Origin of the sequence: Novosphingobium sp. Gsoil 351, assembly GCF_009707465.1 — a bacterium.
Taxonomy (GTDB): domain Bacteria; phylum Pseudomonadota; class Alphaproteobacteria; order Sphingomonadales; family Sphingomonadaceae; genus Novosphingobium.
Genome location: NZ_CP046120.1, coordinates 397,405 through 415,600, shown reverse-complemented (window position 1 = coordinate 415,600; position 18,196 = coordinate 397,405). Strand labels below are relative to the sequence as shown.

Annotated in this window: 8 protein-coding genes; all 8 read left to right on the top strand. The window is 65.5% G+C overall.

Annotation, left to right across the window (positions count from 1 at the left end):
• Complete coding sequence (locus GKE62_RS01900) at positions 1-771, top strand: hypothetical protein (RefSeq protein ID WP_154690769.1); 771 nt, start codon at positions 1-3, stop codon at positions 769-771.
• Positions 772-859: 88 nt separating this feature from the next.
• Positions 860-2,599, top strand: coding sequence for a ShlB/FhaC/HecB family hemolysin secretion/activation protein (locus tag GKE62_RS01895; protein WP_230206858.1), 1,740 nt, complete (start codon positions 860-862; stop codon positions 2,597-2,599).
• A gap of 41 nt (positions 2,600-2,640) precedes the next feature.
• Positions 2,641-11,400 carry a hypothetical protein gene (locus tag GKE62_RS01890; RefSeq protein ID WP_154690767.1) on the top strand — a complete coding sequence of 2,920 codons (8,760 nt, stop codon included), beginning with the start codon at positions 2,641-2,643 and terminating at the stop codon, positions 11,398-11,400.
• A 47-nt stretch (positions 11,401-11,447) separates the two neighbouring features.
• On the top strand, positions 11,448-12,884 hold the full coding sequence (gene cysS / locus GKE62_RS01885) for a cysteine--tRNA ligase (protein WP_154690766.1): 1,437 nt from the start codon (positions 11,448-11,450) through the stop codon (positions 12,882-12,884).
• Positions 12,885-12,932: 48 nt separating this feature from the next.
• Positions 12,933-13,871, top strand: a complete 939-nt coding sequence (locus GKE62_RS01880; protein WP_154690765.1) for a D-2-hydroxyacid dehydrogenase — start codon at positions 12,933-12,935, stop codon at positions 13,869-13,871.
• A gap of 165 nt (positions 13,872-14,036) precedes the next feature.
• The gene (locus GKE62_RS01875; RefSeq protein ID WP_154690764.1) at positions 14,037-15,707 is read left to right on the top strand and encodes an acetolactate synthase large subunit; all 1,671 of its coding nucleotides are present in this window, start codon (positions 14,037-14,039) and stop codon (positions 15,705-15,707) included.
• A gap of 124 nt (positions 15,708-15,831) precedes the next feature.
• A complete protein-coding gene (locus tag GKE62_RS01870; RefSeq protein ID WP_154690763.1) occupies positions 15,832-17,271 on the top strand; it encodes an aldehyde dehydrogenase family protein in 1,440 nt (479 codons plus the stop codon).
• Between the two features lie 137 nt (positions 17,272-17,408).
• Positions 17,409-18,152, top strand: coding sequence for a sulfite exporter TauE/SafE family protein (locus GKE62_RS01865; RefSeq protein WP_154690762.1), 744 nt, complete (start codon positions 17,409-17,411; stop codon positions 18,150-18,152).
• Positions 18,153-18,196: the final 44 nt, after the last annotated feature.

Below are 18,196 nucleotides of genomic sequence, written 5' to 3'. Positions count from 1 at the left end.
GTGGGCTGGTCATGGTCCCGCCTGGGGCTTGCAGCGGCCGCGCTCACCGTATCGACCGGCGTCTCGGCTAGCGCCAGCGCCCAAGCGATCGTGGTTCGAGCGAGCGGCCCCTCGGCGGCCAAGTTTCCCAAGGGCATGAAGCTGCCCGCGGGCACTTCGATCAGCCTGCAGGACGGGGATGTGGTCACCGTGCTCGACCGCGTTGGTACGCGGGTGATGAAGGGCAAGGCAACTCTCGCGGTCGATAATCAGGTGCTGCGCGACCGCGGACTGGTCCCCATGTTGACCCGTTCGCTCAGCAATCCACGGACGATCCGCGCCGGAGCGGTGCGTGGCATGATGGCCCCCGGGCTCGCGCCAGCATTGCCAACCGTTCCCAAGAGTGTGTGGGTCGCGGACATCGACAAGGGCGGCAAAGTCTGCGTGCCGCAAGGCAGCGGCCTGTATCTGTGGCGCGGGAACAACGCGGCGCAGCGCCTGTCGTGGCTCAGCGAGGCTGACGGCGGGGCGATGGTCCGCCTCCAGTTCCCACCCCGGACTTCGGGAATTTCGTGGCCGGGCGGCAGCTTGCCGCTGGTTTCGGGGCGCAGCTACCGGATCAATGGCGACGACGCCGAGCCGGCCGTGGAATTCGAGGTCGTGAGCCTGGCTCCCGATGCGATTCCCGACAATGCCGCCGAACTGGGAGGCCTGCTGCTCGCCAACGGCTGTGCGGTCCAGTTCGATATGCTCGCCGATAGCCTTGCCGACGGCGCAGGGACCGCGGAATAAAGGGGTGGTAATGCGCTTACGAATGTCTGCCGACATGAGGCCGTTTAGAATTGCAGCGACTGGAGCGATCGCCGTCGCCGCGTTGTCGGTGGGCGATCAGGCGCTGGCCCAGGCTGCACCCAGTGTTTCACCGCCGACCCGCGAGGAGATCGAGCGCGGGGTGCGTGAGGGGACGCTGGAGCAACAGCGAGCAGCGGTCTCGATCGATGCCGCCGAAGTCGAGCGCGCGCCATGTCCGCTCGCCAGCCCTGACTTCGGGGGTATCCACCTGAAGGTCGAAGCGGTGGACTTCACCGGGACCGAGAAGATCCCCGAGGTCGATCTGTCGCAGAGTTACCACCCCTACCTCGGCACCGACCAGCCGGTTTCGGTGATCTGCGAAATCCGCGACCGGGCGGCGACCCAGTTGCGCGCGGCGGGATACCTCGCCGCAGTCCAGGTTCCCCCGCAGACCATCGAGAGCGGGCGCGTCAAGCTCGACATCCTGCTGGCGCGGATGAGCAAGGTGCAGGTCAAAGGCGACGCCGGAGCCTCGGAAAAGCTGCTCGTCCGCTACATCTCCAAGCTCACCCAGGACGAGGTGTTCAACACCCGCCGCGCCGAACGCTACCTGCTGCTGGCACGCGACATTCCCGGTCTCGACGTGCGGCTGGCGCTGCGTCCGGTCGAGGGTTCGCCGGGCGAGGTGGTCGGCGAGGTTACGGTGCGGCGCAATCCGGTCTATGCCGATTTCACCGTCCAGAACCTGGGCAGCAAGTCGGTCGGGCGGTGGAGCGGCCTCGCCCGCGCGCAAGTGTCCGGGCTGACCGGGCTGGGCGATGCGACCACCGTCAGCGTCTTCTCGACCGCCGATTTCGACGAGCAGGTCGTACTTCAGGCGGGCCATGAGTTCCGCGTGGGAGGCGAGGGCCTGACCATTCGCGGCGATCTGACCTACGGTTGGACCCGGCCGTCGATCGCCAACAACCCCGACATCGAATCGCGTACGCTGATCGCCAGCCTCGAGGCGGCGTATCCGTTCGTGCGGGCGCAATCGCACAACCTGTCAGGCGCGGTCGGGTTCGACCTGATCGATCAGAAGGTCGACTTCGGCGCGGTCAAGCTCAACAAGGACAAGCTGCGCGTCGCTTTCGTGCGGCTCGACGCCAACGGCATCAGCCAGAATAGCATCTCGGGCCGCGACGGTTTCACCGCGCTCGAGCCGAACTGGTCGTGGGCCGCCAGTATAGAGGCGCGCCAGGGCCTCGATGTGTTCGACGCCACCCCGGATTGCGGCGGAGCCACGCTCGGCTGCATCGCGCCGGGCGCACCGACGCCGAGCCGGATCGAAGGCGATCCGACCGCATTCGTCCTGCGCGCCGCGGGCGAGGTCGATTGGCGCCCGGTGCGCAACCTGACCATCTCGGTGGCGCCGCGCGTGCAGTACGCGCCGCATGCGCTGCTCAGCTACGAGGAGTACTCGGGCGGTAACTACACCGTCGGACGCGGCTACGACCCCGGCGCGATCATCGGCGACAGCGGCGTGGGGGTGCGCAGCGAAGTAAGAGTGGGTTCACTGCTGCCCAGGACGGCGGGGGGCGTCGCGCTCCAGCCCTATGCTTTCTTCGACGCCGCCAAAGTGTGGAACGAGGACACCGCGTTCGACGGCGTGGGCGGACAGCAACTATATTCGGCGGGCGCCGGGGTGCGCGCGACGATCCGCGACGCGGCGAGGCTGGATGCGCTTGTGGCGGTCCCGCTACGCGATGCGTTCGGCGCGCCGAATGCCAAGGGCGACGTGCGGTTTCTGGTGAACTTTACTCTCCAGCTTGCTCCCTGGCGGTGGTGAGGCGTCTTAAGCAGAAGATTTTTGATCGAGAAGGTTGGATCATGACCAAGCGGCAAGTGGCGCAGCACAAGCCCGGAACGACAATGGCGATCGGCGGTCCGGTTCCGCGAAGCAGGACGAGCGCGCCGGTCGGCCTGGCCGGTCTGCTCGCCGGCGTCTCGGTATCCGCGGCAGCGCTTGCGCTCGCGACAGTGCCGCAGCAGGCTCGGGCACAGAGCGCAGTCAACGCGACCCCGGTAGGGATCAACGCGGTGGTCACGCAAAGTTCGACATTGGATCAGGTCACTGTCAGCGGAACTCAGGCGACCGTTGATTGGGCGCTGAATCCAACAGGCGTGTCTAGCGGCGTGTTCCTCAACGGCGGCACGCAGCTCGATTTTCAAGGCAGCGGCTCGTTTACCGTGCTCAACCGCGTAGATCCGATGGGCCTGACCGGGACGCTTGCGCTCAATGGAAGCGTCACGTCCTCCAACCCGCAGGGCAAGATCTGGTTTTACAACCCCGGCGGTTGGGTCGTCGGAGGAAACGCCACTATCGATGTCGGCAGCCTGGTGCTCACATCCAACCCGATCAAGGTCGACAACGACGGCAATCCCGGCACGTTGAACCTGTATGGTCTCAAAGGCGAAATTCGTTTCGGCCAAGCGATGGCGGGCTCGTCGATAACCAACAACGGCACGATCTTCGCGCGTCAGGAAGACAGCTACGTCGCGCTTGTCGCGCCCCGGGTGGTTCAGGCTGGAACGGTGACCAACAACGGCTCGACCGCATACGTTGCTGCCGGCGCGGTCGACATCACCATCAACAACGGTCTGTTCGACATTGTCGTTTCGAGCGGGACGGACGACAGCTTGGGCCAGGGCGTGGTCCACACCGGGACCACCCTCGGATCGACCAACAGCAACAGCAGCTCGGCCGCATCGCACCGCATCTATCTTGCCGCCGTGCCCAAGAACGACGCGATGACGATGCTCGTTTCGGGCAATATCGGCTACAACTCCGCCTCAAGCGCCAGCACGTCGGGCGGCAAGATCGTCCTGTCTTCGGGCTACAATGTCGGCGGTGACGAGACGGCTGCGGGAGAGGTCGCGCCTGCCGGAAACATAACGCTGACCGAACTGTCGTCACTGCAAAGCACGACGCTGGCCAATGCGGCGAACAGGATTCTGGTCGATGCGACTTCCAGCGGCAGGGTTTCCGCTCAGGAAGACCTGTCGCTCACCGCCGGAAAGCGGATCGATCTGGTCGCGTTCGGTGAGGGCGGCGTATTCGTAAATGGTGCGCTGTCGCTCAACGCCGGGGCGGGCGCCAAGGGCGGGATCGTCGACGTTTCGGTCGATGGCGGAGCCGAGCTTTCCGTCGGCAACTTCTTTGAAGCCCGCGCGGATGGCGAAGGTGCGGTGCAGAGCGACGGCGACGCGCTTGTGGCAGGTGCAGCGGGCGAAGCGGCGATGGGTGGGACCGTGACCATCGCCCTTGGCGACGCGTTCTATTCGGTCGGCCAGACCTTCCTCAGCGCCAATGCGCAGGGCGGCCTCGGCGGCGCATCGGCAGGCGCGGCGACTGCGGGGACGGTTCGGTTTTCGAGCACTTCCGGGACGACCTTCTCGAACTCCGGCTTCAGTATCGACGCCATCGCTGACGCTTCAACGCCTGACTTTTTCCCCGGTCCTGAGGCCGGAGCCGAAGCGACCGGGGGCAGCATAGACCTGGCGTTTGGCGGCTCGTTTGACGCCAACTCGATCACCGCGTCGACCTCCGCCTACGCCGACCAGGGTAACAACGACGTCGTCGCGCGAAATGCTTCGGCAGGATCGGTGAAGCTGGCTTTCACCGGTCCGAGCACGGTGACTTTGAGCACGATCGACCTCGATTCGTCCGTCTCGGGAGCCAATGGCGGCAGTGGCCTTGCCGGCGATGTTACGATGAGCGTCAGTGGTGGCGCGACGGCTAACGCGCGGAACTTGGTGGCGCTGTCGTCCGAAGGGACTGGCGGGGACGGACGTGCGGCGGGTGACGGCATTGGCGGCAAGGTTCTGCTGTCCATTGCGGATGGGCGCGTCGCCACCTCGCGGGTCGATGTGGAATCGACCGGGTACGCTGGCCAGCCAGACAGCGGCGGAACCCGCACCGGGACCGGAATTGGCGGGAACGCGGCAATCGAGTTGACCAATCCCGGCTCTCAGTTGTCGGCGAGTTCGATCTACGTCGCTGCGCCAGGCCTCCCCGGCTTTTCAAGCGTGGACGCCTTCGATGGCCTCGCAGCGTTCGACGTTCTGGCTGTCCCAGGCGCGGGTGGCGGTAACGGCGAGGGCGGCATCGCATCGGTCACGATCGACGCCGGACAGCTTTCCGCCGACACGCTGGAAATCGACGCCTCGGGCGAAGGCGGAGATGGCTTCGACGGCGGAGATGGCGGGCTGGGCAGAGGCGGTGCGGCCAGCTTCACGAGCAACGGCGGCAACACCTCCTTATCGTCCATCCTGATCACGGCAGATGGCCGCGGCGGGTTCGGCGCGTCGAGCTTCGGGGAGGGTGGCGGCGCTCCGGGAGGGGCAGGTGGTGCCGGGTTCGGCGGCAGCGCCAGCCTGCTTCTCAACGACGGTGCGCTGATCGCCAATTCGATCGCGTTGCGCGCGACCGGCAACGCGCCGCAGACGATTTCCTTCGGTGAGGGCGGAAGCTTCGTCATCGAGTATGGTGGCGGCGGCACGGTCGAAGGGTATGATCCCGCGACCGGCGGAGTTGGCGGCCTTGGCATGGGCGGCACTACCACCCTGGCGATCGCTGGCGGCAGCCTGTCCAATTCCAGCAGTTCGCCGGTCAACTCGATCACCCTCGATTCGCGCGGAGTCGGCGGCAATGGCGGCGACGCCTTTAGCTACTCCTCCGACTCTCGGTTGACTCGTGGGTCGGGCGGCACCGGAATGGGTGGGTCGGCCGCGTTCTCATATAGCGGCCGCGACGCCAACTTCAGCTCGATCGAGATCGACGCATCGGGATCGGGAGGATCGAGCGGCTCCGAGAGCGGCGGGTTCTTCACTATCCCGTCGAACGGCGGCAACGGCGGTTCGGGTGTCGGCGGCAACGCCTCGATCACGCTCGGATCGGCCAATTCATTCGGATCCACGCGGTTCTATTCGGCCGAGGTTTCCGGCCAGGGCGCGGACGGCGGCGATGGGGTCATCGGCGGAGCGGGCGGCGCCGGGCGGGGCGGAACCGCTGAGTTCGCGATCACCGCCGCCGGTGTTTTCGCCGACCAATTCGCTCTCGACGCCTCCGGCGAAGGCGGCAGCGGCGGAGCGAGCGGGCTCGACAATACTGGCGGCGCCGGCGGTGCGGGCAAGGGCGGCAGCGTAGAACTTGCAGCCAGCGGTGATGGAGTCGGCTTCACGGTCGATCGCGGCTCGCTTTATGCGGACGGCCAGGGCGGAAGAGGCGGAGAAGGTGGCAGCGGCGAAAGCGAAGTCCTCGACGCCGCGGGCAAAGGTGGTGACGGGGGCGCCGGTTTCGGCGGCACCGTGCGGTTCTCGGCAACGGACGGCGCGACGCTCGATGTGGGCCAAACCGACAGTTTGGACGTCGATGCCGATGGTTCCGGCGGAACCGGCGGCAACGGCGGCTTTGCCGACAGCGCGATCGGCGATGGTGGCAACGGCGGGGCAGGAACAGGCGGCGGTATCGAAGTCGCGGCCGACGACGGCACCGTTCTGCTCGGCGACGCCAACGCCGGGATCAGCGGAACCGGCGGCGATGGTGGCGGCAACCTAGCCGGGGAAAACCCCTCGACCGACGCGTCGAATGGCGGAAATGGCGGTGCCGGGACCGGCGGTGTTTTCAGCCTGACCGCATCGGGATCGGCGGGTTCTATCCAGGCAAATTCGCTCGATATCAGCGTCGACGGCTCCGGCGGCGGCGGCATCGACGGGCGAGGCTTCGACCCCGTAACCTTTATCGGCGCCAGCGGCGGCGCGGGAGCAGCGGGCACCGGCGGAACGATCCGACTCGACGCGCTCAACCAGGGTACGATCACGATCGGCACCGATTCGTCATCGACTCTGACTGCCAAGGGCAGCGCCGCGTTCGGTGGGTCCGGCGCGTCGGGCGGCACCAACCCGACGACGGGAGTCGGAGGGGCGGGCGGCACCGGCGGCAACTCGGGTCAGGGCAACGGCGGTACCGTTGTCTTGAATGCCGAGGGTGGGCTGATCGAGGCCGGCGATCTTAACCTGTTCGTCAACGGCTATGGTGCCGGCGGTTCGCAGGGCGGTGCGGGCGGCGTTGGCATCGTCCCGCCAGGATCACCTCAAGGGACGCCCCCGGGTGCCGATGGCGCATTCGGCGCATTCGGAATCGGCGGTGGCGGGGTCGGCGGAACCGTTACGATCACCGCGCAGCGCCATGAAAACGGCGCTGTCGGCGGCCTTGACGTTGGGGCAGTGAGCCTCGACCTCACCGGCCTGTTCGATTTCGGCGACTTCAGGGTTACCGACATCAGTGGCACGGCGCAAATCAGCGACACCGTCGACGAGAGCAACGGCGGGGTGAACTTTGCCTCGCTGAACGTCGCCGGAGCCGGCGATCCGATGTTCAACCCGATCACCCTGTCGGTCCTCAGCAGTGAAGCGCCGATCCGGGTGGCCGGCAGCCTGTCGGCCGGTACCGGCGGGACGATCGACATCATCGCGATCGGCACCGGGGGGCTCGACGTGACAGGTCAGTTGAACCTGTCGACCGATTCCTCGATCCGCATCGTCAGCTCGCAGGGCGGGCTGGTCCAAGCCGGTGATGTCTTTCTAAGTGCCGCCGGTACTACGCTGATTTCGGCGCAAAACTGCAACGGACCGCTATGTTCCACGGTGCGCGCCGACGGCCAGTTCTCCGCATCCACCGGCGGCGATTTCAAGCTGAATGGGCCTGCCGAAGTCGAGGCAGGCAACGATCTCCAAGTGTTCGCCGGGGGCAACGTCACTGGCGAAGCCGGCAGCGGATACCGCGCGCCTAGCATCTTCATCACCGCCCAGAACGACGTGACGATCCGCAACGCATCGGGCGGCACGCTACGCACGGAGGCGGGGTCGGTTTCGTTCGGCGAGGGCGGTTTCCAAAATGGCAACCTGACGTTGGGCGAAGACGACGGCAGCGGCGTGTTCGACCTTTCGGGCAGCCTGTTCGGCACAGCGGGAACGAGCATTGACGTGACCGCCAAGACGACGATCGACACCGGCAACCTGATCGACCTGTCGGCCGGTGACGACGTGCGGATCGGCTCCGGCGCGACCCTGACGAATACCACCGGCGGATCGGAACCCGGCTCCATCAGCCTGGCTGCCGGCGCTCCCATCGCGGACGTGTCCTACCCCGATGGCAACGTCGCCAGCCTGCTGATCGGCAGTGGCGCGACGGTCGACGGCACCGGCGGCTCGGTGACGCTTTCGGGCGGCGCGATCGACGGGCGGGATTCGATCCTGCGTGGCGCGGATATCGCTGCAGATGTTCTCAACCCGCCCGCTTTGGGGACCGCCCAGCTTACCGACAACGGCCAGTTGACCGCGCCTTGCATACAGGGCGACATCTGCCTCGGTCCGATCACCGCAATCGGCGCGGTGCGGATCGGCCAGGGCAGTTCGGCTCCTGTCACCTTTACCGGCACCGGCCATATTTCGGGCGGCAGCGTGGCGATAACCAGCCGCGAAACGCTTACTTATGGCGCCGCGGCATCGCCGTTTACGATCTCGTCGAGCGGCCCGATCGCGCTGATCTCGCAAAACGGCGACGTTGCGCTGGTCGGCAATGCGCTGATCGACGGCGGGACCGTGGCGCTGTCCGCGAACGGATCGGTGACCGGCGACGGTCGGCTTCGCAGCGTGGACGATGTCGGAATCGATGTCGGGGACAGCATTGCCCTCGACAGCCTGACCGCCGGGGGACAATTGACGACGGTGGCCGGGATCGGCGGGGCGCTCGAGCCGCTCTACGCGTTGCCCGGCAACCTGGCGATCGGTTCGCTGCAAACCGGCGCGCCCACCGCGATCAACGCGGGCGGGTCGATCATGATCGGCACCGCGACAAGCGGGGGCAACGATCTGGCGCTGAGCGCCGGAACGCTCGTGTCGCTGGATGCCTCCAGCAACATCGCCAGCCTGACGCTGGATGGCGGGGATGTCGCGTTCGCCGCGGTTGCCGCCAATGGCGACATCGTGCTCAGCGCGACGAATGCGGTCACGGGTGGCAGCGCGGTCGCAGGGGGCGCGTTGAACGCCACCGGCGCAACGCTCAACGCCACCACCTTGCGCTCGGGCGGGGCGATGACGTTGACCACGACCGGTGCGACCACGCTCGGCTCCGCGACAGCGGGTGGCGACCTTGCCATCGACAGCGGTCCGCTGTCGTTCAGCCAACTGACCTCGACCGGGGCTGTCACGATCGCCGCGACAAGCGTGGCTGGAGGCGACATTGCGGCCGGAACAAGTCTGGACACGCGTTCGGCCGGTCCGATCGTGCTGGGCACCGCCACCGCCGGAACGACGCTTGCGCTCGACGCGGCCAGCGTGACGGCCGCCACCTTGCGATCAGGTGGCGCGATGATGCTTAACACCACCGGCGCGGCCAACGTGGGATCGGCTGCTGCGGGAGGGGGGCTCAACCTCGCCACCGGCGCTCTGACGTTCGCTAGCCTGACATCGACCGGGGCAACGGGAATTGTCGCGAGTGCGGTCACCGGCGGCGATATCGCCGCAGGCTCCACGCTTTCGATCGCGACGCCCAATGCGATTAAGCTGGGCGCCGCGACCGCGGGCGGATCGCTGACGCTGAACGGCGCGACGATCGCGGCAGATACGCTGCGTTCGGGCGCGGCGACGAGCCTGACCAGCGGCGCCGCGACCACGTTGGGCACCGCGACGGCGGGGACGACGTTCACTTCGACCGCCGGGGCGCTTCAATTTGTGCAAATCACCGCGACAGGCGAAGTGGCCCTGAACGCCGGCACCGCCAACGGGGGCGACGCGACCTCGACAACGGGTGCCATCGCCCTCACCACCGGCGCGGCCGCCACGCTAGGCCAGCTCCGTGCCGCGACCGACGTGACGGCGCGCGCAACGACCCTCAACTTCGCGGGAATCAATGCAGGGCGTGATGTGACGCTGGACGTGACCACGTTGGCGGGAACGGCGATCGCGACGGGCCGCGACCTGACGATCCGTGGCGTCGACGACCTGACGTTCGGGACGATTGCGGCGGGACGCAATATCTCGCTTGCCGCCAGTACCGGGGCGATCACCGTCAACACCGACATCGACGCGGGCGGCAGCGTCGCGTTGGCTGGAGATGCGATCCTGGTTAAGGCGGCGGGTCCGCTGACAGTCGCTGCGGCAACCGCCGACAATGGCGATGTGGCGATCTCCACCGACGGCTTGCTCCAGGTCGGCAACGCCCTCGCGCGCGGCGACGTTACGCTGACCTCGACCGCCAATTCGCTGATCCTTGGTCCGATTACCGGGGGCCGCTCGCTCGCCGTCCCGTCGGCGCTCAACGCCGGCGGGACGAGCAAGGGCACCCCCGGGACCGGTGCGATCACGCTGAGCGCGGCGCAGTCGATCACGATGCAGGGCACGGTCGATGCGTTGACCTCGCTCGCGGCCACCGCAGGGACGCTGATCGACCAGCGTTCGCTGGCGGTGGGCAAGACGATTGCCTATCGGTCCGCCGACCTGGCGCTGGGCCAAACAGCGACGCTGGGGCAGAGCAACTTCACCATGGGCATAGCGCTAACAAACACCGGCAACGCGGGCGCAATCCTGGGGGATGTTTCGGGAACCGGCCAAGGCTATCGTCTCGACAACGCCGAGTTCGGGCGGATCCATTCAGGTGGCGATCTGAGCATGGCCGGCGGTTCTTCGCTTATCGTCGGGACGTTGGCGGCGAGCGCCGCAACCGGCGGTGGTGGATCGGCAGACGGCAACATCGGCGCGACCTCGGCGCTCGCTCTGTCGGCGTCCGGCGATTTGTCGGTTGGTGCCGCACTCGCGCTGGCCAACGCCGCGGGCAACACCATGCAACTGACCAGCGGCACGCTCACGCTCGATGCCGGTGCGGGATCGGTACGGCTGATCGAAGGTGCGGGCCATGGCGGCACCCTCGCGATCTCGACCGGCGATCTGACCGCGCTGACCAGCGCTGCGCGATCCGCGATCTCGGGCATGGATGGCAACGCCGTCAATCTCCGCCTCGCCCAGAACGACGGCGTGAGCGATGGGCGGACCTTGCTCGAAGCCGGGTCGATCGCGATCTCGGCGAGCGGGCGGGTGCTGATCCAGAACACGGCGGTCGACCAGACCTTCGATGGGCGGCGCGGCTTCGTCGCGGACAGTTTCGCGATAAACACGTCGGGCGCCTCCTCCACCGGTGCGCCGCTGATCGTGATCAACGGCACCGTCGCCGGGCAGACCGGCCTTAACGCCCTTCGCGCGGTTCAGGTCACCGGAGGGTTTGACAGCTTCTCCACCGTCAACGGCTGCCGCCTTCTCGCCGCGACTTGCGGCGCCCCGAAGTTCGATCCGATCCAGGACGTGATCGAGGAAGAAGTCGGCCGCGGCAGCAATCTCGACAGCGGCGATGCGATCGGTGAGGGCATGCTGATCCAGATCGAACGGTTCGAGCCGGTCGGTTTCGAGGCGGTGATCGACGAGCCGGTGACCGGATCGGGCAACGACGATTTCCTCGTTCCCGAGGCCGGGACCGGCGATCAGCAGTGCGAAGCCGACGACAAGACCAAGTGCGACAAGCCGCCGACGGGGTGAGTAGCCGAGCTTGACCATTGCCAGCACGCGCGGGCAAAGGCCGCCGCATGTCCGCTGATGTACCCACCGGCGCTCCGCTCAAGCTATTCAACAGCCTGACCCGGCAGCTCGAAGAGTTCCGTCCCATCCATCCCGGCGAGGCGCGGGTCTATACGTGCGGGCCGACGGTCTACAACTACCCCCACATTGGCAACATGCGCGCATACGTGTTCGCCGACGTGCTGGGACGGACGCTGAGTTGGAAGGGCTACAAGCTCACCCACGTCATCAACATCACCGATGTCGGCCACCTCACGGACGATGCCGATGCGGGTGAGGACAAGCTGGAGAAGGCCGCGGCGCAGAACGCTCAGTCGATCTGGGACATCGCGCGGCATTATACCGAGGCCTACTGGGCGGACATCAAGGCGCTCAACATCCGCCAGCCGGCGCACTGGCCGATCGCTACAGACTACGTGCCCAAGATGATCGCGTTCGCGCAGTCGATTTCGGCGCACTGCTATGAGCTGCCCGGCGGGCTGTACTTCGATACGTCGACCGTTTCGCATTACGGTGCGCTGGCGCGAGCCGTTAGTGACGACGGAGAAGGCCGTATCGATCCTGTCGAAGGCAAGCGCCACCGCGCCGATTTCGCGATCTGGCGCAAGACGCCGCCGGGCGAAACCCGCCAGATGGAGTGGGACTCACCCTGGGGCCGCGGCGCACCGGGCTGGCACCTCGAATGCAGCGTAATGAGCGGCGAATTGCTGGGTTTCCCGTTCGACATCCACACCGGCGGGATCGACCACCGCGAAATCCACCACCCCAATGAAATCGCCCAGAACCAGGCGTTTTGCCACTCAGACGCAAGCGGTGCGAACATCTGGATGCACAACAACTTCCTGGTCGAACGCTCTGGAAAGATGAGCAAATCGGCGGGCGAGTTTCTGCGGCTGCAATTGCTGATCGACCGCGGCTATCACCCGCTGGCGTACCGCCTGATGTGCCTGCAGGCGCACTATCGGAGCGAGCTGGAGTTCAGTTGGGAGGGAATGCAGGCTGCGTTGGTCCGGTTGAAGCGGATTGTAATGGGTCTCGAGCGCTTGAGGGCGAAGGCTGAGTCGGAACCAGCGGGAACGGCCGAACTATCGCTGCATCAGATTGATGAAGCCATTTCCAACGATCTCAATACTCCAAGAGTCCTTGAGAACGCGCTACTCATCTCGGAACTGAAGGGTCATGCGTCAGATCGCCTAGTCGCCATCTTTGAATGCGACAAAGTGCTTGGTCTCGGTTTGCAAGCGCTGACCCGCAGCGCCCTCCGCATACGCCCCAAATCCGCCATGATCACCGAACCCGAAATCGAAGCAATCCTCGCTCGCCGCAAGGAAGCGCGCGCCGCCAAGGATTTCGCCACCTCCGACCGCTTGCGCGACGAACTTGCCGCGCAGGGCGTCGAGGTAATGGACGGCGACCCGCTCGGGTGGGACTGGAAGCTGGCCTAACCATTTGCCGCATTGCCGGACAAGCCGAGAGCGAGGAAACCCGCCGCCATGACTGTCGCCGTCCTCTCCGCGCTCGTCCGCCCGCTAGTAGAGCCGCGCCTGCCAGATTGGATCGATGCGCGGTTCTATACTTCGGTCGAAGAAATGCTCAATCTCGCTCCGGACGCCGAGATCGGCTGGTTCGACCTCGAAAAGAAGGAGCCCATGCTCGCGGCGATCCGCAGCGCCGAAAAGCTCAAGTGGCTCAATTCAATCTACGCGGGTCTCGATTTCTTGCCATTCGACTTGCTGCGGGCGCGCGGCACGATCGTCACCAACGGTGCGGGGATCAACGCGATCACGATTGCCGAATACGTGGTGATGGGCATGCTGACGGTCGCCAAGGGCTATCGCGAGGTGGTCCGAGCGCAGGACCGGCACGAGTGGCTGCTCGATTCGCCGGGCAAGCGCGAACTGGCGGGCAGCAAGGCGTTGCTGCTCGGCTACGGTGCGATCGGCAAGCTGATCGAGACGCGGCTGACGGCATTCGAAGTGGCGGTAACAAAGGTCCGCCGCTCGCCCGGCGTCGATACGCTTGGTCCGGATGAATGGCGCGCGCGGCTTGGCGATTTCGATTGGGTGATTCTGGCGGTTCCCGCCACCTCCCAGACCGATGGGATGATCGGCGCGGCGGAACTGGCGGCGATGAAGCCGCAGGCGGTGCTGATCAACATCGCGCGCGGCGCGGTCGTCGATCAGCCGGCATTGATAGCTGCACTCGCCGAAAAGCGGATCGCTGCCGCGTTCCTCGACGTCACCACGCCCGAGCCTCTGCCCGCCGACAGCCCGCTGTGGTCGCTGCCCAATGCGCACGTCACGATGCATCTTTCGGGCCGCGCGCAGGACAAGATGTTCGTGCGCGCCGCTGAGCGCTTCGTCGCCAACCTGCATCGCTGGGGCCGGGACGAGCCAGTCGAGCCGCGGTTCGATCTCGATCTGGGATATTGAGCGCAATAGCGGCGTGACTCCGCTTCGCGGCTTTGTTACGCCTGCGCCCGGCGGGTAGTTGGGGGCAATCGACATTCCTTCGCCGGCCAGGGTCGCGCAGATCCAGAACCCGGGGGTGCGCGCACGGATGCGCCGCTTCCCTGCTTTGCGTAAGGGAACGAGCGAATGGCCGATGCGGGCGCCAAGGTAGGCCAGAAGGCCTCCGATCTCTTCATCCAATGCCTCGAGGAAGAAGGCTGCGAATATATCTTCGGCGTGCCCGGCGAGGAGAACCTCGATTTCCTCGATTCGCTCAGTCGCTCCAAGAAGATCAAGCTGATCCTCACCCGGCACGAGCAGGGTGCGGGCTTCATGGCGGCGACTTATGGCCGCCACACCGGCAAGACCGGCGTGTGCATCGCCACACTGGGCCCGGGAGCGACCAACTTCGTCACCGCGGCTGCCTATGCCACGCTCGGCGGGATGCCGATGCTGATGATCACAGGGCAGAAGCCGATCAAGAAGTCGAAGCAGGGCCGGTTCCAGATCCTCGACGTGGTCTCGATGATGGGCCCGATCACCAAGTACACCCACCAGATGGCGTCATCGGACAACATCCCCAGCCGCTTGCGCGAATGCTATCGCCTCGCGGAGGAGGAAAAGCCCGGCGCAACGCACATCGAGCTGCCCGAGGACATCGCCGACGAATACACCGACGCCAAGCCGGTAAAGCGCAGCATCGTCCGCCGTCCCAATGCCGACGCCAAATCGGTGCGCCAGGCGGTCGAGGCGCTCGAAAATGCCCGAAAGCCGGTTCTGGTCATCGGCGCCGGCGCCAATCGGACGATGACCGGGCGGATGCTGTACCAGTTCATCGAAAAGACCGGAATTCCGTTCCTCACCACACAGCTCGGCAAGGGCGTGATCGACGAGCGTCATCCCAAGTTCCTCGGCTGCGCCGCGCTGTCTGCGGGTGATTTCGTACACCGTGCGGTCGAGGACAGCGACTGCATCGTCAACCTAGGCCACGACGTGATCGAGAAGCCGCCGTTCTTCATGCGCGATGGCGGGCCGACGGTGATCCACGTCTCGACCAAGACCGCCGAGGTCGACCCAGTCTATTTCCCGCACATCGAGGTGATCGGCGACATCGCCAACGCAGTGTGGCAGATGAAGGAAGCGATCGTTCCCAACGGCGGTTGGGATCACAAGAAGATGCTGTCCTATCGCCAGGCCGAGGTCGATCACACCGCGCCGCTCGCGGCGGATGCGCGCTTTCCGATCTTCCCGCCGCATCTCGTCCAGTCGATCCGCGACGCGATGCCTGAGGACGGGATCATCTGCCTCGACAACGGCGTCTACAAGATCTGGTTCGCGCGCGGCTACACCGCCTATCGCCCCAACACCGTGCTGCTCGACAACGCCTTGGCGACGATGGGCGCAGGGCTGCCCTCGGCGATGATGAGCTCGATGGTCTATCCCGATCGTAAGGTCATGGCGATCTGCGGCGACGGCGGGTTCATGATGAACAGCCAGGAGATGGAAACCGCTGTCCGGTTGAAGCTCAACATCACCGTGCTGATCCTCAACGACAGCAGTTACGGGATGATCCGGTGGAAGCAGGCCAACATGGGCTTCGCCGACTTTGGGCTGACATATGGCAACCCCGATTTCGTCAAATATGCCGAGAGCTACGGCGCGCAAGGGCACCGGGTGGAAAGCGCGGCACACCTCAAGGAACTGTTGGCTCATTGCAACAGCACGCCGGGTGTCCACCTGATCGATTGCCCGGTTGATTATTCGGAAAACGACCAGATCCTGAACATCGACATCAAGAAGTTGTCCAAGGAACTGTAAGAGGCGCGACCCAGCTCCCCTCCCGCTCGCGGGAGGGGTTAAGGGTGGACCGGTCATTGCGATCGGTCCGCCCAGACCCTGCCCACCCCCGACCCCTCCCGCAGGTGGGAGGGGGGAGAGAACAATGGTCCAGCTCAAATCCAACTACCCGCTTTATCTCAACAACAAGGCGGCGCAGCCCAACTCGGACCTGAAGGTCACCGATAAGTTCACAGGCGAAGTCGCGTTCACCTGCGCACTGGCCACGCCCGACGTGATCGACGAGGCGATCGCCGGGGCAGTCCGCGCTGCCGAGCCGATGGCGCGGTTGGCGAGTTACGAAAAGCAGGGCGTGCTCGACCACTGCGTCAAACGGTTCCGTGAGCGGTTCGATGAACTCGCCTATGCGCTGTGCGTCGAAGCCGGCAAGCCGATCGCTGATAGCGAGGGTGAGGTCACCCGCCTGATCGACACCTTCCGGATCGCCGCCGAGGAAGCGACGCGCAACTATGGCGAAGTCCAGCCGCTCGATATTTCAGCGCGGGCCAAGGGCTATATCGGGATGTGGAAGCGCGTTCCGATCGGGCCGTGCAGCTTTATCTCGCCTTTCAACTTCCCGCTCAACCTCGCTGCGCACAAAATTGCGCCGGCTATCGCGATCGGTTGCCCGTTCGTGATGAAGCCGGCGAGCCTGACGCCATTGGGCGCGATCATCATGGGCGAGGTGCTGGCCGAATGCGACGTGTTGCCCGAGGGCGCGTTTTCGATCCTGCCAGCGAGCCGCGACGGCGCGGATTTGTTTACCACCGACGAGCGGCTCAAGTTGCTCTCGTTCACCGGCTCGCCCGGTGTGGGTTGGGACCTGAAAGCCAAGGCCGGCAAGAAGAAGGTCGTGCTCGAACTGGGCGGCAATGCCGCGGTGATCGTTGATCAGGACGCCGATCTTGACCACGCGCTCGCCCGGGTTGTGTTCGGCGGCTATTACCAGTCGGGACAGAGCTGCATTCACGTCCAGCGCGTGATCATCCACGAGGCGGTCTACGACAAGTTCCGAGATATGCTCGCCGCGAAGGTCAAAACGCTGATTAAAGGCGATCCCAAGAAGCGTGAAACCTTTATCGGACCGATGATTTCCGAAAAGGAAGCGGCGCGGCTCAAGGGGTGGATCGATGCAGCGGTCGCGGGCGGGGCCAAGTTGCTCGCGGGCGGCGGGCGTGAGGGGGCAATGCTGGAGGCGACGCTGCTCGAAGGCGCATCGACCGATAGCGACGTCTATCGCGAGGAGGCATTCGGCCCGGTGGTGATCCTCAGCAAGTTCAGCGAATGGAAGGCCGCGCTCGACGAGGTCAATGACAGCAAATTCGGCTTGCAGGCGGGGATCTTCACGCGCGATATTCATAAGGTGCTTGAGGCTTGGGACCACCTCGATGTGGGCGGCGTCTGCGTCAATGAGGTTTCATCCTATCGCGTGGACAACATGCCATACGGCGGGGTCAAGGATTCGGGCCTCGGCCGCGAGGGCGTGCGTTTCGCGATGGAAGACATGAGCGAGATCAGAAACCTCGTGATCCGACGCGAGGGCTAAGTAGACATCCCAACCGCCACCGAACCCGCTCGTGTCGAGCGAAATCGAGACACGTTGCCCACGGCCAAACGTCGCATGCGATCCCTCGACTTGGCTCGGGATGAGCGGATTGGCTTTGGAACAAGAAGAGTTTGACCATGCCACTCTGGCTGATCCCCGGATTCTTCGGAACCGCGCTGCTCTACGCTTCCGTCGGGTTCGGCGGGGGATCGACCTATTCGGCCTTGCTCGCGTTGGCGGGGACAGACTTTCGCATTCTCCCGATCATATCGCTTGCCTGCAACATCGTCGTCGTAACGGGCGGGGTCGTCCGCTTCGCACGCGCGGGCGAAATGCCTTGGCGCGGGGCGTTGACAGTCTCGCTGATTGCTGCGCCGCTCGCCTTTCTTGGCGGGTTGACCCCGATCAAGGAAGCTGCGTTCCTAACCCTCCTCGGCGCGAGCCTGGTATTCGCCGCGCTGGCGCTGCTGCTTCCAATCGGGCGGTCGGGCGATGACCCCAAGCAGCCGCGTCGCACATGGGTAATGGCGCTGGCCGCTGCGCCGCTGGGCTATCTCGCCGGTCTGGTCGGCATTGGCGGCGGAATCTTTCTCGCCCCGCTCCTCCATCTGGCGCGTTGGAATAGCGCGCGGCGGATCGCGGCGACGGCCAGCCTGTTCATCCTGATCAATTCGTTCACCGGCCTCGCGGGGCAAGTCGCCAAGTCGGGCCTTGCGCGGTTCGGCGAGGCGCTGGGCGGGGCTTTGCCGCTCCTGCTAGCGGTGGTGATCGGCGGCCAGATCGGCAGTTATTTGGCGCTGCGCTATCTTCCGGCGAAGGTGATTCGCTGGCTGACCGCCGCGCTGACCGGGTGGGTCGGCGTGCGCCTACTTATCGGCTAACCCGTTTCTAAATTGTCGTATCGATACAAGTTTTTACTCCACCG